Source organism: Streptomyces sp. NPDC051563, assembly GCF_044454225.1.
Lineage (GTDB): Bacteria > Actinomycetota > Actinomycetes > Streptomycetales > Streptomycetaceae > Streptomyces.
The window spans coordinates 1-23,170 of record NZ_JBITDL010000030.1; the positions used below are offsets into that span (position 1 = coordinate 1).

A 23,170-nucleotide genomic window follows, 5' to 3' on the forward strand; every position below is an offset into this window, starting at 1 on the left:
GGGCACTGTTCGCGCGGGGCTCGGCCCGGGGGGGGGCCGTGGGGGAACTGGGGGGCACCCCGGGGTTGGGGGGGGGCCCCCCCCCCGGGGGGGGGGGGCCCCGGGCGGGGCCCCCCCCCCCCGCGCCCGTACGGCGGAGTCAGGTCAGATGGCGAGCGCCTGAGCGCGGCGCTTCACCTCCGTGCCGCGATTCTCGCTCAGCGCCTGCACGGGGGTGCCGGGCAGGGTCTCGTCGGCGGTGAAGAGCCACTCCAGGATCTCCGCGTCGGTGAAGCGGTCGTCACGGAGCACGGTCAGCAGGCCGACCAGCCCCTTGACGATCTTGTCTCCGTCGATGAAGGCCGCGGGGACCTGGAGGGAACGGTTCTCGCCGCGGCGCACCGCGAGCAGCTGCCCCTCCTTGACCAGCTGGCGAACCTTGGTCACTTCGATGTCGAGCATCTCCGCGATGTCGGGGAGGTACAGCCAGGCGGGAACAAGGGCATCGATCTTTGCGTCAATCTCGGTCACGAGCACAAGCCTGCCATCTCCCACCGACCGCCGGTACCCGAGCGACCCCGTCCGGGGAGCGGGGGCCCCGTGACCGGGGCCGGGGACGGGGTCCGGGCGGGGGCCGGGCGGAGTCCGGGCGGGCCTCAACGGGGCGGCCTCGGGCCGGGGGTGGGGGCAGGGGCGCAGCCCCGATGCGGGTCCGGGCACAGCCCGGGGAACAGGGGCGCAGCCCCGGAACAGGTCCGGGCACAGCCCGGGGAACAGGGGCACAGCCCCGGAACGGGTCCGGGCGCAGCCCGGGGAACAGGGGCCGGGGCTCAGCCCCGATGCGGGTCCGGGCGCTGCCCGGGGAACGGGCGAAGGGCGGTTAGGGGACTTCCCAGGGCCGGGACCGGGCGGGTGTCGGCGCAGCCCGGGGGCGCTCAGGGCAAGGGCCCCGGGCTCGAGGCCGGCCCGGGCGGGAGCCGGTGCAGCCGGGCCGGGCAGCGCCCAGGGCAAGGCCCCCGGGCTCGGGGCCGGGCGGGCACGGGGTGTTCGGGCTCGGGGCCCAGGTGCTGCCCGGGGGCGTCGCCGGGACGGCTTCGCCGGGTCAGTGGGGGGCCGACTTCAGGGCGACCCCCGGGTCCGCGACCTTCGCCGGGTCCACCGGGACGCCCGACTCGATGAGGCGCCGCCCCTGGGCGAGGTCGCGCGGGCGCCCCACCGCGAGGACCGCGACGAGCCGCCCCTCCCGCAGCCAGCACACCGACCAGGTGTCCTCCGCCGGGGAGCCGCGCCACACCAGCGCATCCGCGGAGCCGTGGTGCCCCGCGTACTGCACGAAGCGGCCGAACTGCTCCGACCAGAAGTACGGCACCGGGTCGTAGACCTGCTCGCCGGAGCCCCCGGCCACGATGTCCGCCGCGACCACCCGCGGCCCCTGGAGCGCGTTGTCCCAGTGGTGCACCAGCAGCCGGGACCCGTAGCGCCCCGAGGGGAACGAGGCGCAGTCCCCCACCGCGTACACCCCGCGCACCGAGGTGCGCAGCCGCTCGTCGGCGATCACCGCCCCGTCCGCCCCGGGCTCCACTCCCGACCCCGCCAGCCATCCGGTGGCCGGCCGGGCGCCGATGCCCACCACCACCGCCCCGGCGGGCAGCGCCCGCCCGTCGGCGAGCAGGACCCGGCCCGGTTCCACGGAGGCCACCCGCGCGCCGGTCAGCAGCTCGGCGCCCGCCTGGGCGTACCACCGCCCCATCGGCTCGGCGACCTCCGCGGGCAGCGCGCCCGCCAGCACCCGGTCGGCCGCCTCGACGACGGTCACCGCGCAGCCCGCCCCGCGCGCGGCGGTGGCGAACTCCGCCCCGATCCAGCCGGCCCCGACCACGACCACCGGCGAGCCGGCCTCCAGTACGGGCCGCAGCCGGGCCGCGTCGTCCAGGGTGCGCAGCAGGTGCACCCCGGGGACGCCCTCCGCGCCGGGCAGGGTCAGCGGGAGGGCGCCGGTCGCCAGCACGAGGACCTCGTACGGGACCGGGCCCGCCTCGGTGTCCACCTCCCGGTCGGCGGGGCGCAGCCCGGTGACCTCGACGCCCAGCCGGAGCCCGATGCCGAGCTCCTCGAAGTCGACGTCGAAGGCCGAGTCCTCCGCCTTGCCGAGGAGCACCGCCTTGGACAGCGGGGGCCGGTCGTAGGGCTGGTGGGGTTCGGCCCCCAGCAGGGTGACGGGGCCGGTCCAGCCCTGTTCCCGCAGGGCAACCGCGGTCTGGACCCCGGCCATTCCGGCGCCGACGATCACGACTCCGCGCGGAGGGGTGCCGGCCTGTTGCGTCTGCTGTTGCGTCTGCTCGCTCACGCGGCTCAGCCTAATCAACTGACGGTCCGCCAGGAATAGCGGGCGGAAACCTCCCGCGGGCCGGGCCGGGCCGGCCCCGGCACCGGGGAGGCAGCCTTACCGGCCGTCGGCCTCGGCGTTACTCTGGCACCGAACCTATCGCGGGAGTCCGGGCGCACCGGGCTGAGAGGGAGGCTGGCCGGCCTCCGACCGTACGAACCTGATCCGGGTCATGCCGGCGAAGGGAGGGGCTGGACGCCCATGCATTCATCCAGGAACGGCCGGAGTCCCGGCCACGACGTCCTCGTCATCGGGGGCGGCATCATCGGGCTGGTCACCGCCTGGCGGGCGGCTCGCCGCGGGCTGCGCACCGCGCTGGCCGATCCGGACCCCGGCGGCGGCGCCGCCCAGGTCGCGGCCGGCATGCTGGCCGCCGTCACCGAGCTGCACTACGGCGAGGAGACCCTGCTCGGGCTCAACCTCGCCTCCGCCGCCCGCTACCCCGCGTTCGCCGCCGAGCTCGCCGAAGCCAGCGGCGGCATGGACATCGGCTACCGCGCCTGCGGCACCCTCGCCGTCGCCCTCGACGCCGACGACCGGCTGCACCTGCGCGAGCTGCACGCCCTCCAGCGCCGCTGCGGCCTGGAGTCCGAGTGGCTGACCGGCCGCGAGTGCCGCCGCCTGGAGCCGATGCTGGCTCCGGGCGTACGCGGCGGCCTGCGCGTGGACGGCGACCACCAGGTCGACCCCCGCCGCCTCGCCGCCGCCCTGCTGGCCGCCTGCGAACGGGCCGGCGTCACCCTGCACCGCGCCGCCGCGGCCCGGCTGCTGACCACCGCCGACCGGGCCTGCGGCGCGGTCCTCGACGACTCGGATGCCACGGAGCTGCGCGCCGACCAGGTGGTGCTGGCCGCGGGTTCGCTCAGCGGCCGGCTGGACGGCGTACCGCCCGAGGCCGTGGCCCCCGTACGGCCGGTGAAGGGGCAGGTGCTGCGCCTCGCGGTGCCGCCGTCCTACGCGCCGTTCCTGTCACGGACCGTACGGGCCGTGGTGCGCGGCAGCCACGTCTACCTGGTCCCCCGCGAGAACGGCGAACTCGTCGTCGGCGCCACCAGCGAGGAACTCGGCTGGGACACCACCGTCACCGCGGGCGGGGTCTACGAACTCCTGCGCGACGCCCACGAACTGGTGCCGGGGATCACCGAACTCCCCCTGGTGGAGACCCGCGCGGGGCTGCGTCCCGGTTCCCCGGACAACGCCCCCCTCCTCGGCCCGACCGAACTCCCCGGCCTGCACCTGGCCACCGGGCACTACCGCAACGGCGTCCTGCTGACCCCGCTGACCGGGGACGTGATGGCGGACCTCCTGACCACCGGCGAACTGCCGGAGATCGCCCGCCCCTTCACCCCACGCCGTTTCACCCTCACGTCCACCCCCGCATCCCCCCTCACATCCCCCCTCACGCGACAGGAGTCGTTCGCATGACCATTTCCGTCAACGGCGAGCCGCGCGAGATCGCGGACGGGACCATGCTCGCCACCGTGGTCGCCACCCTCACCGAAGCCACCAAGGGGGTCGCGGCCGCCCTCAACGAAACCGTCGTGCCGCGCGGCCAATGGCCCTACACCTCCGTGGCCGACGGCGACCGCGTCGAGGTCCTCACCGCGGTCCAGGGAGGCTGACCCCATGGCAGACGACGCCTTCACCCTCGCCGGCCGGACCTTCTCCTCCCGCCTGATCATGGGCACGGGCGGAGCCCCGAGCCTGGACATCCTGGAACGGGCGCTGGTCGCGTCCGGCACCGAACTCACCACGGTCGCGATGCGGCGCCTCGACCCGACGGTCCAGGGCTCGGTCCTGTCCGTCCTGAACCGCCTCGGCATCTCCGTACTCCCCAACACCGCGGGCTGCTTCACCGCCGGCGAGGCCGTACTGACGGCCCGGCTGGCCCGCGAGGCCCTCGGCACGGACTGGATCAAACTGGAGGTCGTCGCCGACGAACGCACCCTCCTCCCGGACGGGGTCGAGCTGCTCGACGCGGCGGAGACCCTGGTCGACGACGGCTTCACCGTCCTCCCCTACACGAACGACGACCCGGTCCTCGCCCGCAAACTGGAGGACGTGGGCTGCGCGGCGATCATGCCGCTCGGCTCCCCCATCGGCTCCGGCATGGGCATCCGCAACCCGCACAACTTCGAGCTGATCACCGAGCGGGCCGGGGTCCCGGTCATCCTGGACGCGGGAGCCGGAACGGCCTCGGACGTGGCCCTGGCCATGGAACTCGGCTGCGCGGCGGTCATGCTCGCCTCCGCGGTGACCCGCGCGCAGCTCCCCGTCCTGATGGCCGCGGCCATGCGCGACGCGGTCTCGGCGGGCCGCCTGGCCCACCGCGCGGGCCGCATCCCCCAACGCCGCTTCGCGGAACCCTCCTCCCCGACAGAAGGCCGAGCCACCCTGGACCCGGAACGCCCGGCGTTCTGAGGGGGCTGTACGGGTTCACGCCCGCGCGGGGCCCTCGCCCCACGTCACAGCTGCGCTGCAACCGTTCGGTGCCCGGGGCGGGGGGCTCGGGGGCCCTCGTAGAATCGGCGGGTGGATACGACCCTGGATGACCCGCTCGTCGGGCAGACGCTCGATGGCCGCTACCGCGTGGACGCCCGTATCGCGGCCGGCGGCATGGCCACGGTCTACCGGGCCGTCGACACCCGTCTGGACCGGATCCTCGCCCTCAAGGTGATGCACCCGGCCCTCGCCGCCGACCCCGGCTTCGTCGACCGGTTCATCCGCGAGGCGAAGTCCGTGGCCCGGCTGGCCCACCCCAACGTCGTGGCCGTCTTCGACCAGGGCACGCACGGGCCGTACACGTACCTCGCCATGGAGTACGTGTCCGGCTGCACGCTGCGCGACGTGCTGCGCGAGCGCGGTGCGCTCCAGCCCCGGGCGGCCCTCGACATCCTGGAACCGGTGCTCGCCGCCCTCGGCGCCGCGCACCGTGCCGGTTTCGTGCACCGGGACATGAAGCCCGAGAACGTGCTGATCGGCGACGACGGCCGGGTGAAGGTGGCCGACTTCGGGCTGGTGCGGTCCGTGGACTCCGTGACCAACACCACCGGGTCAGTCCTCGGCACCGTCTCCTACCTCGCTCCCGAGCAGATCGAGAACGGCGTCACCGACACCCGGGTGGACGTCTACGCCTGCGGGGTCGTGTTCTACGAGATGCTCACCGGATCCAAGCCGCACACCGGGTCCAACCCCGCCCAGGTGATCTACCAGCACCTCAACGAGGACGTTCCGCCGCCGTCGGCCGCCGTCCCGGGGCTGCCCGTCGCGCTCGACGAGCTCGTCGCCCAGGCGACCGCCCGCCATCCCGATCTGCGGCCCTACGACGCGGCCGCCCTCCTCGGGCTGGCCATAGAAGCCCGCGTGCAGCTCAGCGACTCCGAGCTGGACGCCGTGCCTCCGCAGGCCCGGGCCGGGGAGCGGACCGCGGCCGAGGACCGCACCAGCGTGATCCCCCGCCCGGTGACCACCCGGGCCGCACACGCCTCGCACGCGCCCCACGCCTCGCATGCCTCGCACGCCGTCCGCGTCTCACACGCCTCGCACGCCGAGCCCGTGTCCCACACCTCCCGGCTCGCGTCCCCGCCGCTGCCCCCGGCGGCGGCGCCGGCCGCCTCCCGGATCCGGCGCCCCGGCCGCCCGCTGCTCCTCGCGCTCGCCGTCCTGCTCTTCCTCGGCCTCGGTACCGGGGTCTGGTACATCAGCTCGGGCCAGTTCACCAAGGTCCCGAACCTGCTCGGCAAGACCGAGGCGGAGGCCAAGTCCCAGCTGTCGGCGGCCGGGCTCGGGGTGAAGCGGGTCGACCGGAGGTTCAGCGCGGCCTTCGACAAGGGGACCGTGATGAACACCGACCCGGCCGGCGGCAGGCGCATCCGCGGCAACGGCGCGGTGACGCTCACCATCTCGCGCGGTCCGGAGGTCGTGGTCGTCCCGGACCTCAAGGGCAAGCCGCTGGAGGCCGCGAAGGGCGAGCTGACCTCGGCCGGCCTGACGCCGGGGGCCGTCACGCAGGCGTTCAGCCAGGACGTCGCGCAGGGCTCGGTGATCAGCACCGACCCGGCGGGCGGCCAGAAGCGGTCGCTCGACACCCTCGTCGCGATGGTCGTCAGCAAGGGCCGCCCGGTGGCGGTCCCGCGCGTGACGGGGACTCCTGTGGACCAGGCCCGTTCCACCCTGGAGGGCCTCGGCCTGAAGGTGGAGATGGCTCCGGAGCAGGTCGATTCGCCCTCCCCCGCCGGTACGGTCGCCAACCAGTCGATCGGCGCCGGCAGCCAGGCCGCCGCGGGTGACACCGTGACCCTCACCGTGTCCAAGGGCCCCCGTCAGATCCCCGTCCCGGACGTCACCGGGCAGGAGGCCGACGCGGCCCGCGCGACCCTGGAGGGACTGGGCTTCAAGGTCAAGGTCGACAAGCCCTTCCTCTCCTTCAGCAACACCGTCGACTCCCAGTCGGTCCCCGCGGGCCAGAACGCCGCCGAGGGCAGCACCATCACCATCAGGACCAAGGGGCTGTAACAGCACGCCATGAAGAACAATTCAACGGGCCGCAATCCAGTCGGCGGGCACGTGCCCGTCGCGGGCGGGCTCGCCTCGGTCGGGCTGGCGTACGCCCGCGAGATGGGCGCCGAGGCCGTCCAGGTCTTCGTGGCCAATCCGCGCGGCTGGGCCACCCCGGTCGGCAATCCGGCGCAGGACGAGCTGTTCCGCGAAGGCTGTGCGGCCGGGGGCATCCCGGCGTACGTCCACGCGCCGTACCTGATCAACTTCGGCTCGCACACCGAGGCCACCGTCGAGAAGTCCGTGGAATCGCTGCGGCACTCACTGCGCCGGGCCCGGGCGATCGGCGCGCTCGGGGTGGTCGTGCACACCGGCTCGGCGACCGGGGGCCGGCCGCGCGAGGCGGCGTACGCGCAGGTCAGGGAGCACATGCTGCCGCTGCTGGACGAGCTGACGCATGACGACGACCCCTTCCTGCTGCTGGAGTCCACGGCCGGGCAGGGTTCCTCGCTGTGCTCGACCGCGGAGGAGTTCGGCCCGTACTTCGACGCCCTCGACCGGCATCCGATGCTCGGGGTCTGCCTCGACACCTGCCACATCTTCGCGGCGGGCCACGATCTGGCGGAGCCGGGCGGGACGAAGCTGACGCTGGACCTGCTGGTGGACACGGTGGGCGAGGGCCGGCTGAAGCTGGTGCACGCCAACGACTCCAAGGAGGGTGTCGGCGCCCACAAGGACCGGCACGCGCAGATCGGTCAGGGCCACATCGGCCGGGAGGCCTTCGCCGAGCTGTTCACGCACCCGGCGATGGAGGGCGTACCGCTGATCATCGAGACGCCGGGCGGCAAGGAAGGGCACGCGGCGGACGTGGCGCTGCTGAAGGAGCTGCGCGCGCTCGGCTGACCCGTTGAGGAATACCCCAGGGGGGTATACGGTTCTGTCCTATCGACCGACAGAGCCGCTATCCGGCGTTCCTCGCCAGGGGGTTGTCATGGAGCACGCGCACGAGCAGCACCCACACCACCACGGCGCCGCCGGCGGAAAGGTCACCTGGGCCGCCGCCGCGCAGGCCACGCTCCACTGCCTCACCGGATGCGCCATCGGCGAGGTGCTCGGCATGGTCATCGGTACGGCGCTCGGCTGGGGGAACGCCCCGACGATGGTCCTCGCGATCGCCCTGGCCTTCTTCTTCGGCTACGCGCTCACCCTGCGCGGGGTCCGCGCCGCCGGCCTGGACGTCCATACGGCCATCCGGGTGGCTTTGGCGGCGGACACCCTGTCGATCGCCGTCATGGAACTGATCGACAACGGGGTGATCCTGCTCTGGCCCGGAGCCATGGACGCGACGCTGTCGGACCTGCTGTTCTGGACGACGCTCGGGATCGCGCTGGCGCTGGCCTTCGTCGTCACGACGCCCGTCAACAAGTGGATGATCGGCCGCGGAAAGGGTCACGCGGTGGTCCACCAGTACCACCACTGAGCCACCGAACCGATGAGCTAGGGCACCGGTGAAGTTACGGCACCGGTGAGCTACAGCTCGGGGCCGTCCCCCGGCTCCTCCTGGTACGAGTAGCGCTGCTCTCGCCAGGGGTCGCCGATGTTGTGGTAGCCGCGCTCCTCCCAGAAGCCGCGGCGGTCGGCGGTCATGTACTCGATGCCGCGGACCCACTTGGGGCCCTTCCACGCGTAGAGGTGGGGCACGACCAGCCGGAGCGGGAAACCGTGCTCGGCGGTGAGCAGTTCGCCGCCCTGGTGCGTGGCGAAGACGGTCCGCTCGGAGGCGAAGTCCTCCAGGCGCAGGTTGGAGCTGAAGCCGTACTCGGCCCACACCATCACGTGCGTGACCTGCGGGGACGGCGGTGCGAGGGCGAGGACCGTGCGGGCGAGCACGCCGCCCCATTCGGCACCGGTCATGCTGAACTTCGTCACGCAGTGCAGGTCGGCCTCGACGGACTCGAACGGCAGGGCCGCGAACTCCTCGTGGTTCCAGCAGCGCTTCTCACCGTCGGCCGTCGCGCCGAAGACGCGGAACTCCCAGCGCTCGGGCTTGAACTTGGGTACCGGTCCGTAGTGGGTGACCGGCCAGCCTCGCTGCAACCGCTGCCCCGGGGGAAGCTCCAGTTGCTCTGATCCCGGAGATTCCCGGCTTTCCGGCTGACCCATGTATCCATGGTGACAGACTTGGCGGGGTGGTCATGACCAGCTTCGCCCGGATTCGGGCAAGTCACGGTAACTCCCACTAAGGAGGCACTTACTGGACGGCCTCCTGCGGCGGTGCAAGGATGCGCGCACCTGCCCCGTCACATTGCTGACATTGCTTGGAAGGAGCCTCTGCGATGCAGGGCGACCCCGAGGTCCTCGAGTTTCTCAACGAGCAGCTGACCGGCGAACTTACGGCCATCAACCAGTACTGGCTCCACTACCGGATCCAGGACAACAAGGGCTGGACGAAGCTCGCCAAGTACACGCGTGAAGAGTCCATCGATGAGATGAAGCACGCGGACAAGATCACCGAGCGCATCCTGATGCTCGACGGTCTGCCGAACTACCAGCGCCTCTTCCACGTCCGCGTGGGTCAGACGCTGACGGAGATGTTCCAGGCCGACCGGCAGGTGGAGGTCGAGGCGATCGACCGCCTCAAGCGCGGCATCGAGGTCATGCGCGGCAAGGGTGACGTCACCTCGGCGCGGCTCTTCGAGGAGATCCTGGAGGACGAGGAGCACCACATCGACTACCTCGACACCCAGCTGGAGCTCATCGAGTCCATCGGCGAGGCGCTCTACATCGCGCAGCTCATCGAGCAGCCGAGCTAGTCCTCACGGGTTCGCCCGGCCCGTCCTACGCCGCTTCGGCCCGCCCTACGCTGCTTCGGCGAGCTCCGCACCGACCGGTACCAGCGGATCGGCCGCGAGCACGGCGGCGGCGTCGCCCTTCTCCAGCAGCTCACGGCGCGGGCAGGCCCCGCGGCCGAGGAGGCCCTGGATGGTCCGCACGCAGGAACCGCAGTCGGTGCCGGCCTTCGTGACAGAGGCGATCTGGCGGGGGGTGCAGGCCCCGGCGGCCGCGTGGTCCTTGACCTGCTTGTCGGTGATCCCGAAACAAGAGCAGACGTACACGCGGTTCACCTCCCTGACAGGAACGGTTCGGCCAGCCATCCCCTGTTCGGTGAGGCTTACCTAACCCTACCCAAACTTAGGGTTCCCTAAAAGAGCCGGGTACGACGATGGGGCGCGGATCACATTCGATCCGCGCCCCATCGTCATGCGGTGCTCACACTGCGCAGGCGGGCCTACTGGTCGCGGTACATCTCGGCGACGAGGAACGCCAGGTCAAGGGACTGGCTGCGGTTCAGGCGCGGGTCGCAGGCCGTCTCGTAGCGCTGGTGCAGGTCGTCGACGAAGATCTCGTCGCCGCCGCCCACGCACTCGGTGACGTCGTCACCGGTGAGCTCGACGTGGATGCCGCCCGGGTGGGTGCCGAGGCCCTTGTGGACCTCGAAGAAGCCCTTGACCTCGTCGAGCACGTCGTCGAAACGGCGCGTCTTGTGGCCGGAGGCCGCCTCGAAGGTGTTGCCGTGCATCGGGTCGGTGACCCAGGCGACGGTCGCGCCGGAGGCGGTGACCTTCTCGACGAGCTCGGGGAGCTTGTCGCGGACCTTGTCGGCGCCCATGCGGACCACGAAGGTCAGCCGGCCCGGCTCGCGCTCGGGGTCGAGGCGGTCGATGTAGGTGAGCGCCTCGTCCACCGTGGTCGTGGGGCCGAGCTTGATGCCGATCGGGTTGGCGATCTGCGAGCAGAACTCGATGTGCGCGTGGTCGAGCTGGCGGGTGCGCTCACCGATCCAGACCATGTGGCCCGAGGTGTCGTACAGCCGGCCGGTGCGCGAGTCCGTACGGGTGAGGGCGCCCTCGTAGTCGAGGAGCAGCGCCTCGTGGGAGGCGTAGAACTCGACGGCCTTGAACTCGGCCGGGTCGGTGCCGCACGCCTTCATGAAGTTCAGGGCGTTGTCGATCTCCCGCGCGAGCTGCTCGTAGCGCTGCCCGGACGGGGAGTTCTTGACGAAGTCCTGGTTCCAGGCGTGCACCTGGCGCAGGTCGGCGTAGCCGCCGGTGGTGAAGGCGCGCACCAGGTTCAGCGTGGAGGCCGACGCGTGGTACATGCGCTTGAGGCGCTCGGGGTCCGGGACGCGGGACTCCTCCGTGAAGGCGAAGCCGTTCACGGAGTCGCCGCGGTAGGTCGGCAGGGTGATGCCGTCGCGGGTCTCGGTGTCCTTGGAGCGCGGCTTGGAGTACTGGCCGGCGATGCGGCCGACCTTGACGACCGGCACGGAGGCCGCGTACGTCAGGACGGCGCTCATCTGGAGCAGCGTCTTCAGCTTGGCGCGGATGTGGTCGGCGGAGACGGCATCGAAGGCCTCGGCGCAGTCGCCACCCTGCAGCAGGAACGCCTCGCCCTTGGCGACGGCTCCCAGACGGGCGCGCAGCTGGTCGCATTCGCCCGCGAAAACGAGGGGAGGATACGACTCGAGGTCCGCGACGACAGCGCGCAGGGCCTCGGCATCGGGGTACGAAGGCTGCTGCGCCGCGGGAAGGTCTCGCCAGGTCGCCTTGGAGGCGGGGGCTTGGGTTTCAGCGTTCACGGTCACCCCACACACATTACGGCGTCACACCCCACGTCCCGGTCGAGGACCACTACGTGAGACAGATGTCTCTCACCGTATTACTCGCCCGTTTACCTCCCCCGGCCGGACGCGTGGGCTAGGGTTCGGACCATGTACGCGCACTCGAACCAGAACTGGTGGTGGCCCGCTCCCGGCGGCCCACTTCTCGCGCGTACCTGAAGACACGAGCGATACGAAGGCCGCCCCGAGGGGCGGCCTTCCGCGTTTCCGCTGGAAACACCGGGCCGTCCCACCCTCCGAAACCGGATAGGACGCCCACTCCATGCACGCGCACCCGCACCCGCTCCTGAGCCGCCTGCTCGACGACACCTGCCCGCCCTTCGCGCTGCTGCGCCGCCGTACGCCCGGCCGCGACCACGACACCGTCGAGCTGCTGATCGGGCCGGTCCACGAGGCCGCGCAGCTGGCCGACCTGCCCGTCGGCGAGCGGCCCGCCCTGGCACTCGTGCCGTTCCGCCAGATCCGGGAGCGCGGGTTCGACGTCCGCGACGACGGCACCCCGCTGAGCGTGCTGGTCGCCGAGGAGACGTACGAGATCCCGCTCGCCGAGGCGCTGGCCGCGCTGCCGGCCCACGCGGTGCGCGTCGACGGCGGCGGCTTCGACGTCCCCGACGAGGAGTACGCGGACACCGTCCGGCGGGTCATCGAGGACGAGATCGGCCGGGGCGAGGGCGCGAACTTCGTCATCCGGCGCACCTACGAGGGCCGGATCGAGGGCTTCGGCCGCGCCGACGCCCTCGCGCTGTTCCGGCGGCTGCTGGAGGGCGAGCGGGGCGCTTACTGGACGTACGTGGTCCACACCGGGGACCGCACCCTCGTCGGGGCCAGCCCCGAGGTGCACGTGCGGATGTCCGGGGGCACGGTCGTGATGAATCCGATCAGCGGTACGTACCGCCATCCGGCCGGCGGGCCGACCGCCGACTCGCTCCTCGCCTTCCTCGGGGACCGCAAGGAGACCGAGGAGCTGTCCATGGTGGTGGACGAGGAGCTCAAGATGATGTGCACGGTCGGGGACATGGGCGGGGTCGTCGTCGGTCCCCGGCTCAAGGAGATGGCGCACCTCGCGCACACCGAGTACGAGCTGCGCGGCCGGTCCTCGCTGGACGTGCGGGAGGTGCTGCGGGAGACGATGTTCGCGGCGACGGTCACCGGCTCGCCGGTGCAGAACGCCTGCCGGGTCATCGAGCGCTACGAGACGGGCGGCCGCGGCTACTACGCGGGCGCGCTGGCCCTGCTGGGCGTGGACGCCTCGGGCGCGCAGACCCTGGACTCCCCCATCCTCATCCGGACCGCGGACATCGCCCCGGACGGCACGCTGCGGGTGCCCGTCGGGGCCACCCTCGTACGGCACTCCGACCCGGCGGGCGAGGTGGCGGAGACGCACGCGAAGGCGGCCGGGGTGCTGGCGGCACTGGGCGTCCGCCCGGCGGCGGTGCGGCCCTCCTTCGCGGGGGCCCGGCTGGCCGACGACCCCCGGGTCCAGGCGGCCCTGGCCGCGCGCCGGGAGGACCTGGCGCCGTTCTGGCTGCGGATGCAGGAGCGGCCGGCGCAGGTGACGGGCCACGCGCTGGTGGTGGACGGGGAGGACACCTTCACCTCGATGCTGCGGCACGTGCTGCGGGTGGCCGGGCTGGAGGTGACCGTACGCCGCTACGACGACCCGGGGCTGCGGGCGGCCGCCCTGGCCTGGGACGGACCGATCGTGCTCGGCCCCGGCCCGGGCGACCCGGGCGACTTCGGCGACCCGAAGATCCGCACGATGCGCGAGCTGACGGCGGAGCTCTTGGCCTCGCACCGGGGCGGGCTGCTCGGGGTCTGCCTCAGCCACCAGCTGCTCGCCGCCGAGCTGGGGCTTCCGCTGGTCCGCAAGGCGGAGCCGGCGCAGGGGGCGCAGACGCGGATCCCGCTGTTCGGGGCGGAGGAGGTCGTCGGCTTCTACAACACCTACGCCGCGCACTGCTCCGCGGAGCGGGAGCGGTCGCTGGCCCTGCGGGGCATCGAGGTGTCGCGTGACCCGGTCACGGGCGAGGTCCACGCGCTGCGGTCCGCCTCCGGCGGCTTCGCGGGGGTCCAGTTCCACCCGGAGTCGGTGCTGACGCTGCGGGGCGCGGAGGTCGTCCGCGACCTGGTCGCCGGGGTCCGGGCCCCGGCCCCGGCCCCGGCGTAGCCCGCCCGGGCGGGTCGAGCGGCCGCTGCGCGGGGCCGTCCCCTACCCGCCCTTCCACCGTTCCCCGGGGCTCCGCCCCGGACCCCGCGCCTCGAACGCCGGCGGGGGTGGACATGGCCCGGCGGGCCACCCGCCGGACGGAGTCCGGCGCAGCGCCCCGAAGCCCGCGCAGCGGTGCGAGGGGGGCGTCAAGAAGGGGAAGGTACGAGGGTGTTCTCCGAGCGGCGGCCGGCCAGGTAGTCCGCGACGTTGGCGACCGTGGTGTCGATGATCTGGCCCACCGCGTCGTGGGTGTAGTACGCCTGATGGGAGGTGACGACCACGTTCGGGAAGGTGATCAGCCGCGCCAGGGTGTCGTCCTCGACGACCACCAGGGACTTGTCCAGGAAGAACAGGCCGGCCTCCGCCTCGTACACGTCCAGGCCCACCCCCGCGAAGCGGCCCGACCGGAGCTCCGTGACCAGTGCGTCCGTGTCGACCAGCCCGCCGCGGCTGGAGTTCACGAGGATCGCGTCGTCCTTCATGAGCTTCAGCGCCTCGGCGCCGATGATGTGGTGCGTGGAGTCGAGCAGCGGCACGTGCAGGCTGATCAGGTCCGAGGAGGCGAACAGTTCGTCCTTGTCCACGTACTTCATGCCGAGCTCCACGCACGCCGGGTTCTGCGCCACGTCCCAGCCGAGCAGGTTCATCCCGAAGCCGTGGGCGATCCGGGTGAACGCCTCCCCGATCTTGCCGGTGCCGAGCACGCCCACCGTGCGGCCCCGCATGTCGCGGCCCATCAGGCCGTTCAGCCGGAAGTCGAAGTCCCGGGTGCGGTTGGAGGCCCGGACGATCCGCCGGTTGACGGCCATGGCCAGGGTCCACGCGAACTCGGCCACCGAGTAGGGCGAGTAGTACGACACCCGGCTGACGGTCAGGCCGAGCTGCCGCGCGACCTCCAGGTCGATGTTGTTGAAGCCGGTGGAGCGCTGGGCGATCATCTTCGTGCCGCCCGCCGCCAGGGTCCGCAGTACCCGGCCGTTCAGGTCCGCGTTGACGCTCGACGAGACGATCTCGTACCCGGCCGCGATGGGGGCGGTGTCCTCACTGAGGAACACGTCCAGGCAGCGCACCTCGTGCTGGCCCGCGAAGGCCTTCTCGATGAGCGGTTTCTCGTCCGCCGTCACCCCGAATGCCAGGATTTCCACGTTCGCTCCCGTACTGCGGAAAATAATCGGACCATGGGTCGTCTGTCACCTTACGACCCATGACCCGCACCCGCGCTGCGGCTCAGCGGCTCAGCACCTCAGCGGCTCAGCCGAAGAACACCCCGGCCTCCTTGTACAGCGCCGGGTCCACCGTCTTCAGCTTCGCCGTCGCCTCGGCGATCGGCACCCGCACGATGTCCGTCCCCTTCAGGGCGACCATCTTCCCGAAGTCCCCGTCGCGCACCGCGTCGATCGCGTGCAGCCCGAAGCGGGTGGCCAGCCACCGGTCGAACGCGCTCGGGGTGCCGCCCCGCTGGATGTGTCCGAGTACGGTCGTACGGGCCTCCTTGCCGGTCCGCGCCTCGATCTCCTTGGCCAGCCACTCGCCGACCCCGGACAGCCGGACGTGACCGAAGGAGTCCTTCGTCCCGTCCTTCAGCACCATGTCGCCGTCCTTGGGCATGGCCCCCTCGGCTACGCACACGATCGGCGCGTAGCTCGCCTTGAACCGCGAGTTCACCCAGGCGCAGACCTGGTCCACGTCGAAGCGCTGCTCGGGGATGAGGATGACGTTGGCGCCGCCCGCGAGCCCCGAGTGCAGGGCGATCCACCCGGCGTGCCGGCCCATCACCTCGACGACGAGCACCCGCATGTGGGATTCGGCGGTGGTGTGCAGCCGGTCGATGGCCTCGGTGGCGATGCCGACCGCGGTGTCGAAGCCGAAGGTGTAGTCGGTGGCCGACAGGTCGTTGTCGATGGTCTTCGGGACCCCGACGCAGGGGATGCCGTACTCCTCGTAGAGCTTCGCGGCCACGCCCAGGGTGTCCTCGCCGCCGATCGCGACGAGGGCGTCGACCTCGTACTTGGCGAGGTTCTCCTTGATCCGGCGGACCCCGTCGTCCAGCTTGAACGGGTTGGTGCGCGAGGAGCCGAGGATGGTTCCGCCGCGCGGCAGGATCCCTCGGACCGCGGGGATGTCGAGCGGGACGGTGCGTCCTTCGACCGTTCCGCGCCAGCCGTCCTTGAATCCGATGAACTCGTAGTCGTACTCCTGCACGCCCTTGCGCACGACGCTGCGGATCACCGCGTTGAGCCCGGGGCAGTCGCCGCCGCCCGTCAGCACTCCGACCTTCATGGCCTTCATGGAATTTTCCCTTCGCCACAGGGCCCGCTGAGGGCGCGGGGCCCGCATGACGGTCACGCTAGTGGTGACTCAGGTCACAGCAAGATGCCGGGAAGGGTCAATTCCGGGGGAATTGCGGGGCGTTGCATCCACCCGTTCACTCGTACGAGGGGTGGCTCCGGAGCGCGGGCACCCCCGTGCGCGCCCTACGCGTCGTCGAGGCCCCGCTCTATCGCGTACCGGACGAGCTCCACCCGGTTGTGCAACTGGAGCTTGCCCAGGGTGTTCTGCACGTGGTTCTGCACGGTGCGGTGGGAGATGACCAGGCGTTCCGCGATCTGCTTGTACGAGAGCCCCTTGGCCACCAGCCGCAGCACCTCGGTCTCCCGGTCGGTGAGCTGCGGGGCCTTCGGCTCGTCGGAGGCGGCGGGCGCCGGGTCGGTGGCGAGGCGCCGGTACTCGCCGAGGACCAGGCCGGCCAGGCCCGGGGTGAAGACGGGGTCGCCGGCCGCCGTGCGGCGCACGGCGTCGATGAGTTCCTGGGCGCCCGCGGACTTCAGCAGGTAGCCGGTCGCGCCGGACTTCACCGCTTCCAGGACGTCGGCGTGCTCGCCGCTCGCGGAGAGCACGAGAACCCGCAGCGCCGGGTTCGCGCCGACCAGTTCCTTGCAGACCTGGACCCCGGGCATGCCGGGCAGGTTGAGGTCGAGGACCAGGACGTGCGGGGCCGCGGCGCGGGCCCGGCGGACGGCCTCGGGGCCGTCGCCGGCGGTGGCGACCAGGTCGAAGCCGGCGGCGGCCAGGTCGCGGGCGACCGCGTCGCGCCACATCGGGTGGTCGTCGACGACCATGACCTTGATGCCGCCGAGGCCGCTCTGGCCGGCCTGGCCGCTCTGGCCGCTCTGCCCGTTCGACTCGCTCCGGCCGTTCGGCTCGCTCGCCTGGATCGACTCGTTCACTTGGTGCTCCCCCTCGGTACTTTCAGTTCCACTTCGGTGCCCTGCCCCGGGACGGACACCAGCTCGGCGCTGCCGCCGAGGTCGCGGAGCCGGCCCCGGATGGACAGGGCCACTCCCATCCGGCCCTCGCCCTCGGCCTGGTCGAGCCGGCCGGCCGGGATGCCCGGCCCGTCGTCGCGGACGGTCACGATCACCTCGTTGCCCCAGTCCTCGACCAGGATCCACGCGCTGGCCCCCTCGCCGGCGTGCTTGCGCACGTTGTCGAGGGCGGCTCCGACCGCCGCGGCCAGCTCCCTCGCGGCGGGCACCGGCAGCGGCACCGGGGTGCCCGGCTCGGCGAAGCTCACCCGCGAGCCGGCGTGCGGGGCGAGGAGGGCCCGCAGATCGAGCTCGCCCTCCTCCTCGCCGGGCTCCTCCACCTCGAAGGCGGCCACGATCGCGCCGAGCGCCTCGTCGCGGGAGATCCGCGAGGGGCGCGCCAGTCCGCTGGAGACCAGGGTGCGCAGCGCGACCTCCTGCTCCCCCGCCATCCGCCCGAGCTCTGCGGCCTCCCCGCCCAGTTCGGTGCCTCGCCGCTGGACCATGGCGAGGACCTGGAGGACCCCGTCGTGGATGTCGCGGGCGAGGCGTTCGCGCTCGCGGGTGGCCGCCTCGATCTCCAGGGCGCGGGCGAGGGTGGCCTCACTGGCCCGGGCGACCTCGACGACGTAGCCGATGGCGATGGAGGCGACCCAGACCAGCAGCACGTTGTGCAGGGTGTCCCGGGTGGGCTCGCCGCGCTGCACGAGGTTGGCGGCGGCGACGAAGCTGGAGGCGAAACAGGCCCAGCGCCAGCCGCCCTTGATGGCGAAGGCGAGGACCGCGCCCGCGGTCCATATGGAAGGGAGCGTGGGGCCGCCGCCGGTGACCCGCTCGTGGCTGTCGGCGAGCGGGGTGAGCAGGATCCCGACGCAGGCGACGGTGAGGTCGGCGCACAGGAACCGCTTGGTGCAACTGGCGGCGTTGGCCACCTTGGGCAGCGTGACCAGGGTCCAGCCCGCCAGGAAGGCGAGGTAGGAGGCCGCGATCCAGGGGCGGTCGAACTTCTGGTAGGCGGAGGCGAACAGCAGGGCCGCGTAGACCATGGTGAGCAGCCGGTAGGCCGTCAGGGCGCGCCACAGCGGCTGCTCGACCGACATGCGTACGACGCGCTCGCGCTTCGCCATCTCCCCCACCCCGTACGGGCGGTCCCGCCCGTGTGCTGCTACTTGTCGCTGTCCGCGGCAGCCTGTTCGGCCTTGTCCGCGCTCTCGGCCTTCTCGGCGTGCTCGGCCTTCTCCGCGTGCTCGGCCTTCTCGCTCTTGGCGGCAGCCTTCTCCGCGTCGGCGATCTGCCGCTTGGCGGCCGTCGCGTAGATGTCGACGTACTCCTGGCCGGAGAGCTTCATGATCTCGTACATGACCTCGTCGGTCACCGAGCGGAGGATGAAGCGGTCCCCTTCCATGCCGTGGTAGCGGCTGAAGTCCAACGGCTTGCCGATCCGGATGCCCGGGCGCATCAGCTTGGGCATCACCTTGCCGGGCGGCTGGATCTTCTCCGTGTCGATCATCGCTACGGGGATCACGGGCGCACCGGTGGCCAGCGCCACCCTGGCCAGACCGCCGGGCTTGCCGCGGTACAGGCGGCCGTCGGGTGAACGCGTCCCCTCGGGGTAAATACCGAACAGCTCTCCGCGCTCGATGACGTCGATGCCGCTCTTGATGGCGGCCTCGCCGGCCCCGCGCGCACCCGAACGGTCCACCGGGAGCTGGCCGACGCCCTTGAAGAAGGCGGCCGTCAGCTTGCCCTTGACACCCGGGGAGGTGAAGTACTCCGCCTTCGCGATGAAGGTGACCTTCCGGTCCAGCACGGCCGGGAGGAAGAAGGAGTCGGAGAAGGACAGGTGGTTGCTCGCGAGGATCGCCGGCCCCTCTGCGGGAATGTTCTCGAGGCCCTCCACCCACGGCCTGAAGGCGAGCTTCAGAGAACCGCCGATCGAGAACTTCATTGCGCCGTAGATCAACTCGAAAGCCTTCCTGTGTCTGTCGAACAGACCTTATCCCGTGGCTGCGCCCGGAGCGGTCCGACGACCCTGGTCGGTGTCACCCTGGTCGCGTACGGTGAAGTCACACAGCGCTACGCACCCCACGCCCCCCTCGAAGGAGACCCTGGTGCCCGTCCTCCCTGGAGCCGAGCCGTTCCGCCACGAGGGCGGAAAGGTCGGCGTCCTCCTCTGCCACGGCTTCACCGGTTCCCCCCAGTCGATGCGGCCCTGGGCCGAGCATCTGGCCGCGCAGGGACTGACGGTGTCGCTGCCCCTGCTCCCCGGGCACGGGACGCGCTGGCAGGACATGCAGCTCACCGGCTGGCAGGACTGGTACGCCGAGGTGGACCGCGCGCTGCGGGAGCTGCTCGACAGCTGCGACCAGGTGTTCGTCTTCGGGCTGTCGATGGGCGGCGCGCTGACGCTGCGGCTCGCGGCCAAGCACGGGGACAGCATCAGCGGGATCGTCCTCGTCAACCCGGTCAACAAGATCCACGACCCGCTGGCCGTGGCCCTGCCGGTGGTCAAGCACTTCATCCGGTCCACCCCGGGCATCGCGAGCGACATCGCCAAGCCGGGCGCGGAAGAGGTCGGCTACGACCGGGTCCCGACCCGGGCCGCGCACTCGCTGCGGAAGTTCCTGCAGATGCTGGACACCGAACTGCCGCAGGTGACGCAGCCGCTGCTGCTCCTGCACAGCCCGCAGGACCACGTGGTGCGGCCGACGGACTCGACGCGGATCCTGGCGCGGGTGTCCTCGACGGACGTCACCGAGACGCTGCTGGAACAGAGTTACCACGTCGCGACGTTGGACCATGACGCGGAGCGGATCTTCGCGGACAGCCACGCGTTCGTCGGACGGCTGTCGGAGAGCTTGGGCAGGGAGGGGGCGGCCAGCGGTGGCTGAGCACGAGGAGTCCTCCGGGGGTGTCCCCCCGCTGGACGAGGAAGCGGCGTGGGCGGCGATCGTGGCCGGCTACGGCCAGGAGCCCGCGGATCCGCCGGGCGCGAGACCGTTCCGGCCGATCGAGAACCTCCTCCTGCCGGAGGAGGACGTGAAACCGGCCGGCCCGACGGGCCCGGTGCCCCCGGCCGACCCGGCGGGCCCAGCCTCCCCGGCTTCTACGGAACCGCCGTCGGCGGCCCTGGGCAGCTCGGTGGTGTTCGCCCCCGGCGTGGGCGGCGGGGCGATCGGGCCGGGGCCGCGGGACCACTCCCTGGCCGACCCCGACGACTCCCCCGAGGCGGCGAAGGACGAGGGCCACTTCGTCCCCCCGGAGCCGGAGCTGCCGGAGGCGGACGCGACGTCGAAGTTCGCCTGGCTGGCAGTGGTGGGCGGGCCCGTCCTGCTGCTCCTGGCGGTGCTGCTCCAGTGGGAGATGACCTGGTGGCTGACGACGCTGGGCGTCGGGGGCTTCCTGGGGGGCTTCGCGACCCTGGTCGCGCGGATGTCCACGGACGAGGACGAGGACGACGACCCCGGTCGGGGCGCGGTCGTCTGACCTCCGCCCGTGCCGCCGCGCGGACTTCGCGCCGCCGTGCCCGACTTTGTCCGGCGGCGGCCGATCGGCATGCCCGCCACCGCCGTCCCGTAGCGGGCCCGGTGGGCGGGTACGGCCTGGCCGGGGCCGTGCGGGGCGCAGTCCCCGCAGCACCCTTTGCCGCTGCGCGGGGCAAAGGTCCCCTACCCGCCCTTCCACCGTTCCCCGGGCGCTGCCCGGACCCGCGCCTCAAACGCCGGCGAGGCTGGGAGGGTCCCCGGGCGCTGCCCGGGTCCCGGTCCTCAAACGCCGGACGGGCTGAGAGGGGCCCCGGGCTGCGCCCGGACCCCCTGGGGCTCCGCCCCAGACCCCGCGCCTCAAACGCCGGCGAGGCTGAGGGTGCCCCGGGCGCTGCCCGGGCCCCGGTCCTCGAACGCCGGACCGGCTGGGAAGGGGCCCCGGGCTGCGCCCGGACCCCCTGGGGCTCCGCCCCAGACCCCGCTCCTCAAACGCCGGAGGGGCTGGATTGTGCCGCTGCGCGGCAAACCAGCCCGCCCCGCGCACATCCAGCCGGACGCCGGCCAAACTCAGCCCCTCCGGCGTTTGAGGAGCGGGGGCCCGGGGGCTGGCCCCCGGAAACGGGTCCGGGCGGAGCCCGGGGAACGGGCGAAGGGCGGGTAGGGGACCTTGCCCCGCAGGGCACACCCAGCCGCACCCGCCCACCGGACCCCCCGCCAGGACGGCCGCGGCCGCAACCCCGACCCGCCACCGCCGGACGGAGTCCGGCGCAGCGAAGCGAAGCCCGCGCAGCGGTGCGAGCGGCGCGTCAAGGGGGGGCGCGGCGCGTCAAAAGGGGTTCGGCAGTCGGAGGGTGGCCAGGACCGGTAGGTGGTCCGTGGCGTGGGTCAGGTCCTGGGAGGTGACTCCCGGGAGCCCCGCGGGGACACCGCAGGCGAGCACCTCCACCCCCGCACTGGCGAAGACCGCGTCGATCCGCCGCGGCGGCGAAGACCGCACCCACGTGTGCTCCCCACCCCACGGCGCCACCGCCCGGCAGTCCTGGAGCGCCCCCGCCAGCCGGCGGAAGGCGGGCCCGGTCGGCCCCTCGTTGATGTCCCCCGCGGCGATCGCGTACGGCACGTCCATCCCGGCGAGCTGTTCCAGGAGCAGCTCGGACTGGACCAGCCGCTCGGGGCCGTCGAGCGACAGGTGTGCGCTGAGCACCCCGACCCGTACCCCGCCGAGCCGTACGACGGCCGTGGCGAAGCCGCGCCGGTGGCGGCCCGGGGTCAGTGGCAGCAGTATGTCCTCGGTCCGCTCCACGAAGGCCCGTAGCGAGCACAGGAGCAGCGGCCCCGCGGCCGTCGCGCCGCCCGACAGGACGACCAGGTCGCACTTCGAGGCCAGCCGCGCCGCGTGCTTGCGCCAGCGGAAGAACCGCGGCGCCTCCTGGACGCACACCAGGTCGGGTGCGCACGCGCGGATGACCCTGGCCAGCGCGTCCTCGTCGTCGCGCAGGGAGCGGACGTTGTAGGAGAGCACCCGGATCACGGCGGAACCGTCGGCTTCGGTACGGGAGTTCGGCAGCTCGGTGAGATCCATACCCGGCAACATAACGAGACTGCCCGCCGCACCCCAGGGGGCGCGGCGGGCAGTTCTCCGATGGGGGTGTCAGCCCTGGCGGGCCAGGTCCGCCGCGCCGACCAGTCCGGCCTTGCCGCCCAGCTGGGCGGCGAGCACCTGGGCGTGCGGCCGCCACGCGCCGCCGATCAGCCAGCGCTTGAACGACTTGCGGATCGGGTCGAGGACCAGGTCGCCCTCGTCCGAGACGCCGCCGCCGACGATGAACGCCGACGGGTCGAAGAGCGAGGCCAGGTCCGCGAGGCCGGCGCCCGCCCAACGGGCCAGTTCGCGGAAGGAGTCGATGGCCACCAGGTCGCCGGCCCGGGCCGCCTCGCTGATGTGCTTGCCCTCGATGCCCTCGGGGGTGCCGTCGCCGAGGGCGAGGAGCGCCTTCGCGTTCTCGGGGGTGGCGTTGGCGCGCTGCTTGGCGTACCGGACGAGCGCCCGCCCGGAGGCGTACTGCTCCCAGCAGCCCTGGCTTCCGCAGCCGCACAGCAGGCCGTCGGGGACCACCCGGATGTGGCCGAACTCGGCGGCCACGCCGAAGCGTCCGCGCCGGAGCTTGTTGCCGATGATGATGCCGCCGCCCAGGCCCGTGCCGAGCGTGATGCAGATGACGTCCTCGTGGCCCTGGCCGGCGCCGAAGCGGTATTCGCCCCAGGCGGCGCAGTTGGCGTCGTTCTCGACGACCACGGGCAGGCCGATGCGCTGCTCGACCTTGTCCTTCAGCGGCTCGTGCCGCCAGTTGATGTTCGGCGCGAAGAGTACGGTCGCGCGCTTGTCGTCGACGTATCCGGCGGCACCGATGCCGACCGCGTCGATGGTGTGGCTGGCGCTGACCTCGGAGACGGCGGCGCAGATCGCGTCCGTCACCCCGTCCGGGGTCGGCGGCGTGGGCACCTTGTACGTCTCAAGGATGGTGCCGTCTTCGTCGACCACGCCGGCCGCGATCTTCGTGCCGCCGATGTCGACGCCGATGGTGAGTCCCATTAGTCCCTCGGTTTCCGGTCAAACCCCGCCGCTGT

22 protein-coding genes and 1 riboswitch are annotated in these 23,170 nt (G+C 72.5%); of the genes, 10 read left to right on the forward strand and 12 right to left on the reverse strand.

Annotated features, from left to right (window positions below; translation table 11 throughout):
• Positions 1-144 precede the first annotated feature (144 nt).
• Positions 145-510, reverse strand: a complete 366-nt coding sequence (locus tag ACIA8F_RS29985) for an Rv2175c family DNA-binding protein (protein ID WP_243330105.1) — start codon at positions 508-510, stop codon at positions 145-147.
• Positions 511-1,081: 571 nt separating this feature from the next.
• Complete coding sequence (locus tag ACIA8F_RS29990) at positions 1,082-2,326, reverse strand: NAD(P)/FAD-dependent oxidoreductase (RefSeq protein ID WP_399383456.1); 1,245 nt, start codon at positions 2,324-2,326, stop codon at positions 1,082-1,084.
• A 130-nt stretch (positions 2,327-2,456) separates the two neighbouring features.
• Positions 2,457-2,569: riboswitch (TPP riboswitch) on the forward strand.
• Here ACIA8F_RS29990 and thiO point away from each other — a divergent pair.
• The 6 genes from thiO to ACIA8F_RS30020 all read left to right on the forward strand — a co-directional run bounded on the left by thiO (position 2,567) and on the right by ACIA8F_RS30020 (position 8,342).
• Complete coding sequence (thiO, locus tag ACIA8F_RS29995; protein ID WP_399383457.1) at positions 2,567-3,790, forward strand: glycine oxidase ThiO; 1,224 nt, start codon at positions 2,567-2,569, stop codon at positions 3,788-3,790. It overlaps the preceding riboswitch by 3 nt.
• Entirely contained in the window at positions 3,787-3,987 is a 201-nt protein-coding gene (thiS, locus tag ACIA8F_RS30000; RefSeq protein WP_399383458.1) for a sulfur carrier protein ThiS, read from the forward strand. The genes thiO and thiS overlap by 4 nt, the downstream gene beginning before the upstream one ends.
• Positions 3,988-3,991: 4 nt before the next feature.
• The gene (locus ACIA8F_RS30005) at positions 3,992-4,786 is read left to right on the forward strand and encodes a thiazole synthase (RefSeq protein WP_399383459.1); all 795 of its coding nucleotides are present in this window, start codon (positions 3,992-3,994) and stop codon (positions 4,784-4,786) included.
• Positions 4,787-4,897: 111 nt separating this feature from the next.
• Entirely contained in the window at positions 4,898-6,880 is a 1,983-nt protein-coding gene (pknB, locus tag ACIA8F_RS30010; RefSeq protein ID WP_399383460.1) for a Stk1 family PASTA domain-containing Ser/Thr kinase, read from the forward strand.
• A 9-nt stretch (positions 6,881-6,889) separates the two neighbouring features.
• On the forward strand, positions 6,890-7,765 hold the full coding sequence (locus ACIA8F_RS30015) for a deoxyribonuclease IV (protein ID WP_399383461.1): 876 nt from the start codon (positions 6,890-6,892) through the stop codon (positions 7,763-7,765).
• A gap of 88 nt (positions 7,766-7,853) precedes the next feature.
• The gene (locus ACIA8F_RS30020) at positions 7,854-8,342 is read left to right on the forward strand and encodes a DUF4396 domain-containing protein (RefSeq protein WP_399383463.1); all 489 of its coding nucleotides are present in this window, start codon (positions 7,854-7,856) and stop codon (positions 8,340-8,342) included.
• Positions 8,343-8,392: 50 nt separating this feature from the next.
• Here the strand turns inward: ACIA8F_RS30020 and ACIA8F_RS30025 are convergent, their stop codons facing one another.
• Positions 8,393-9,025 (reverse strand): sulfite oxidase-like oxidoreductase, encoded by a 633-nt coding sequence (locus tag ACIA8F_RS30025; RefSeq protein WP_399383464.1) that lies wholly within the window; start codon positions 9,023-9,025, stop codon positions 8,393-8,395.
• A 173-nt stretch (positions 9,026-9,198) separates the two neighbouring features.
• Here ACIA8F_RS30025 and bfr point away from each other — a divergent pair, with 173 nt between their 5' ends.
• Complete coding sequence (bfr, locus tag ACIA8F_RS30030) at positions 9,199-9,675, forward strand: bacterioferritin (protein WP_112446344.1); 477 nt, start codon at positions 9,199-9,201, stop codon at positions 9,673-9,675.
• A 45-nt stretch (positions 9,676-9,720) separates the two neighbouring features.
• Here the strand turns inward: bfr and ACIA8F_RS30035 are convergent, their stop codons facing one another.
• Positions 9,721-9,987, reverse strand: a complete 267-nt coding sequence (locus ACIA8F_RS30035; protein ID WP_383950621.1) for a bacterioferritin-associated ferredoxin — start codon at positions 9,985-9,987, stop codon at positions 9,721-9,723.
• A 164-nt stretch (positions 9,988-10,151) separates the two neighbouring features.
• The gene (locus ACIA8F_RS30040; RefSeq protein ID WP_399383466.1) at positions 10,152-11,516 is read right to left on the reverse strand and encodes a class II 3-deoxy-7-phosphoheptulonate synthase; all 1,365 of its coding nucleotides are present in this window, start codon (positions 11,514-11,516) and stop codon (positions 10,152-10,154) included.
• Between the two features lie 289 nt (positions 11,517-11,805).
• Here ACIA8F_RS30040 and ACIA8F_RS30045 point away from each other — a divergent pair, with 289 nt between their 5' ends.
• The gene (locus ACIA8F_RS30045) at positions 11,806-13,710 is read left to right on the forward strand and encodes an anthranilate synthase family protein (RefSeq protein ID WP_399383467.1); all 1,905 of its coding nucleotides are present in this window, start codon (positions 11,806-11,808) and stop codon (positions 13,708-13,710) included.
• A gap of 188 nt (positions 13,711-13,898) precedes the next feature.
• On the opposite strand, the gene ACIA8F_RS30050 is transcribed toward ACIA8F_RS30045, so the two are convergent.
• The 5 genes from ACIA8F_RS30050 to ACIA8F_RS30070 form a co-directional block, all read right to left on the reverse strand.
• The gene (locus ACIA8F_RS30050) at positions 13,899-14,897 is read right to left on the reverse strand and encodes a 2-hydroxyacid dehydrogenase (RefSeq protein ID WP_399383469.1); all 999 of its coding nucleotides are present in this window, start codon (positions 14,895-14,897) and stop codon (positions 13,899-13,901) included.
• A gap of 106 nt (positions 14,898-15,003) precedes the next feature.
• Positions 15,004-16,032, reverse strand: coding sequence for a 6-phosphofructokinase (locus tag ACIA8F_RS30055; protein WP_399383580.1), 1,029 nt, complete (start codon positions 16,030-16,032; stop codon positions 15,004-15,006).
• 194 nt (positions 16,033-16,226) lie between these two features.
• Positions 16,227-16,871: a response regulator transcription factor gene (locus tag ACIA8F_RS30060; protein ID WP_250743819.1), complete on the reverse strand. Its 645-nt coding sequence runs from the start codon at positions 16,869-16,871 to the stop codon at positions 16,227-16,229.
• A 104-nt stretch (positions 16,872-16,975) separates the two neighbouring features.
• Positions 16,976-18,184, reverse strand: a complete 1,209-nt coding sequence (gene macS, locus ACIA8F_RS30065; protein WP_399383471.1) for a MacS family sensor histidine kinase — start codon at positions 18,182-18,184, stop codon at positions 16,976-16,978.
• Between the two features lie 38 nt (positions 18,185-18,222).
• Entirely contained in the window at positions 18,223-19,005 is a 783-nt protein-coding gene (locus ACIA8F_RS30070) for a 1-acyl-sn-glycerol-3-phosphate acyltransferase (protein ID WP_399383581.1), read from the reverse strand.
• A 163-nt stretch (positions 19,006-19,168) separates the two neighbouring features.
• On the opposite strand from ACIA8F_RS30070, the gene ACIA8F_RS30075 reads away from it, so the two are divergent.
• Together ACIA8F_RS30075 and ACIA8F_RS30080 are read left to right on the forward strand one after the other, a co-directional pair.
• Complete coding sequence (locus tag ACIA8F_RS30075) at positions 19,169-19,948, forward strand: alpha/beta hydrolase (protein WP_399383472.1); 780 nt, start codon at positions 19,169-19,171, stop codon at positions 19,946-19,948.
• A complete protein-coding gene (locus ACIA8F_RS30080; protein WP_399383473.1) occupies positions 19,941-20,543 on the forward strand; it encodes a hypothetical protein in 603 nt (200 codons plus the stop codon). The genes ACIA8F_RS30075 and ACIA8F_RS30080 overlap by 8 nt, the downstream gene beginning before the upstream one ends.
• Before the next feature lie 825 nt (positions 20,544-21,368).
• Here the strand turns inward: ACIA8F_RS30080 and ACIA8F_RS30085 are convergent.
• Both ACIA8F_RS30085 and ACIA8F_RS30090 read right to left on the reverse strand, forming a co-directional pair.
• Positions 21,369-22,124: an endonuclease/exonuclease/phosphatase family protein gene (locus ACIA8F_RS30085; protein ID WP_399383474.1), complete on the reverse strand. Its 756-nt coding sequence runs from the start codon at positions 22,122-22,124 to the stop codon at positions 21,369-21,371.
• A 69-nt stretch (positions 22,125-22,193) separates the two neighbouring features.
• On the reverse strand, positions 22,194-23,135 hold the full coding sequence (locus ACIA8F_RS30090) for an ROK family glucokinase (protein ID WP_383957068.1): 942 nt from the start codon (positions 23,133-23,135) through the stop codon (positions 22,194-22,196).
• Between the last annotated feature and the right edge of the window lie 35 nt (positions 23,136-23,170).

Excerpts from the sequence above, each read along its gene's own strand:
- thiO (WP_399383457.1), top strand. The coding sequence starts at position 2,567 with ATGCATTCATCCAGGAACGGCCGGAGTCCCGGCCACGACGTCCTCGTC.
- thiS (WP_399383458.1), top strand. The coding sequence starts at position 3,787 with ATGACCATTTCCGTCAACGGCGAGCCGCGCGAGATCGCGGACGGGACC.
- ACIA8F_RS30005 (WP_399383459.1), top strand. The coding sequence starts at position 3,992 with ATGGCAGACGACGCCTTCACCCTCGCCGGCCGGACCTTCTCCTCCCGC.
- ACIA8F_RS30015 (WP_399383461.1), top strand. The coding sequence starts at position 6,890 with ATGAAGAACAATTCAACGGGCCGCAATCCAGTCGGCGGGCACGTGCCC.
- ACIA8F_RS30020 (WP_399383463.1), top strand. The coding sequence starts at position 7,854 with ATGGAGCACGCGCACGAGCAGCACCCACACCACCACGGCGCCGCCGGC.
- ACIA8F_RS30025 (WP_399383464.1), bottom strand. The coding sequence starts at position 9,025 with ATGGGTCAGCCGGAAAGCCGGGAATCTCCGGGATCAGAGCAACTGGAG.
- bfr (WP_112446344.1), top strand. The coding sequence starts at position 9,199 with ATGCAGGGCGACCCCGAGGTCCTCGAGTTTCTCAACGAGCAGCTGACC.
- ACIA8F_RS30045 (WP_399383467.1), top strand. The coding sequence starts at position 11,806 with ATGCACGCGCACCCGCACCCGCTCCTGAGCCGCCTGCTCGACGACACC.
- ACIA8F_RS30055 (WP_399383580.1), bottom strand. The coding sequence starts at position 16,032 with ATGAAGGTCGGAGTGCTGACGGGCGGCGGCGACTGCCCCGGGCTCAAC.
- ACIA8F_RS30060 (WP_250743819.1), bottom strand. The coding sequence starts at position 16,871 with ATGGTCGTCGACGACCACCCGATGTGGCGCGACGCGGTCGCCCGCGAC.
- macS (WP_399383471.1), bottom strand. The coding sequence starts at position 18,184 with ATGGCGAAGCGCGAGCGCGTCGTACGCATGTCGGTCGAGCAGCCGCTG.
- ACIA8F_RS30070 (WP_399383581.1), bottom strand. The coding sequence starts at position 19,005 with ATGAAGTTCTCGATCGGCGGTTCTCTGAAGCTCGCCTTCAGGCCGTGG.
- ACIA8F_RS30085 (WP_399383474.1), bottom strand. The coding sequence starts at position 22,124 with ATGGATCTCACCGAGCTGCCGAACTCCCGTACCGAAGCCGACGGTTCC.
- ACIA8F_RS30090 (WP_383957068.1), bottom strand. The coding sequence starts at position 23,135 with ATGGGACTCACCATCGGCGTCGACATCGGCGGCACGAAGATCGCGGCC.